This is a genomic window from Clostridium sp. 1001271st1 H5, assembly GCF_005845215.1.
Lineage (GTDB): Bacteria > Bacillota > Clostridia > Lachnospirales > Lachnospiraceae > Enterocloster.
Map to the genome: position 1 here is coordinate 1 of NZ_SPHO01000065.1, position 1541 is coordinate 1541.

General features: G+C 41.3%; 2 protein-coding genes. Both read right to left on the bottom strand.

Annotated elements, in window-relative coordinates; all coding sequences use genetic code 11:
- Positions 1–84 precede the first annotated feature (84 nt).
- A complete protein-coding gene (locus FGS84_RS30570) occupies positions 85–1077 on the bottom strand; it encodes a DUF5688 family protein (RefSeq protein ID WP_138311886.1) in 993 nt (330 codons plus the stop codon).
- Between the two features lie 137 nt (positions 1078–1214).
- On the bottom strand, positions 1215–1541 hold a 327-nt coding region (locus tag FGS84_RS30575; RefSeq protein ID WP_138311887.1), incomplete at its 5' end, for a hypothetical protein.

The window sequence follows — 1541 nt, forward strand, 5'->3', positions numbered from 1 at the left end:
TCTTTCCGCCAACCCATGAAATAAAACTGTTGATTCTGCATCCCTCCTAACATCCGCAATACTCGTGAAACATATAACTGAGTCCTACGCAAATACCGGTGACATCCCAGGTTCAAAATCCAGCTCCTCTGCCTGTTCTACTGCTTTTTCCAGTCTTTGGGCCTCTCTATCAAATCGGTAAACAAAATTCCCCAGCCTTTCCTGTGGATCCATGGCTTCCGCATTTACTGCCTCTACCATCGCATTCAGTTCTCTTACGCTCATATTCTCTGTTTCTTTTAGAATAATCGTTTCATGAATCGATGACGGAATCACGATTAAATCTGACCCCAGCTTTTCTGCAATAAGAGACATTACTTCTTCATCACACATATAAACCGCCCCATTGACCTGATTTGAATTCGTCAGAACATACATCATTGCATTGGGATCCACATCCTCTAAATGTTCCAAACTACCGGCCTTGACATCTCCCGGTTCGTCAGAATACATTTTTGCCAGCATATCCTGTAAATCAAAAAAACAAGGAGGATTGCTCTGCTTCATGTTTTCCCAGGCATCCTGCTTTAATTGCTCCTCGCTGACTCCCAGCCACTTCAGCCTGTCATAATTGATAATGGCACTTCCGTCCTTTTCTCCGTCCACCAACACATGAAATCCATAAACCAGTGCCAGATCCTCACGTATTTCATGAGGACAATCTGCAAGAAAATCAACATTTTTCTGTGCATTTCGGACATAGACGGTCAACCCCTTCTTTATGGTTTCATAATCCCATTCTTTACTGGAAATGCCATCTATGGTTATTGCCGTTTCCTGACACTTCTGATAATCCCGAGCGATGTTCTGCCACACATCTTCAAGCTTCTTTCCGTTCTCAAGCTCCTGATAATAGGATTCCAGATATAAAAGCGGGACGGAGGTGTAGCTTGGGCTACCTGACAGATATACTCCCTGTAATTTGATGTTGTTATTTTTTAAAACCTCTCTGATTTCCACTTTTCTCTCCTGAAAAGATTCTGGAAAATATTGTTTTAAATTCTTTTCTGTTAACTGTAAAAACTCCTCATAGGTCATTTTCTATTCTCCTCTACACCTTATTCATACCGTTTTCCATCTTATAAACAGTCAGACGAGTACCTTCCTTCATACTATTCAAAAAATACAGCTCTCCTTCCATGTTACTAAACTATCGAAAGATATAAAATTCTCTATCATAATGCTTCAAAAAAAATCCCTCCTTTCTGAATGTCGGGTTCCTGCTCTTCTCCTTTCAATCCTTCCTCTGTGGTCAGAAAGAATTCATCTCCACTGTTCCAAAAGCTAACATACAGTTCCCCTTCTGGAATTTTGATTCCCCGCTGTTCAAAGCCCTCTCCCCACCCATCACTTTCCTGGCCTTCCCAGTACTCTTTTACTGCTTCAATCTCTCTTTCAGAAAGCTGATTATGACTTTCTACTTCCAGAACTCCCCATAACTCCCCATGCCAGACTTCCACGGTAGGCTTCATACTATAAATCTTTTCTTCTAATTCTGGATC

What these genes read in the sequence shown, in the direction of transcription:
- FGS84_RS30570 (WP_138311886.1), bottom strand. Translation starts at nt 1,077, where the DNA reads ATGACCTATGAGGAGTTTTTACAGTTAACAGAAAAGAATTTAAAACAA.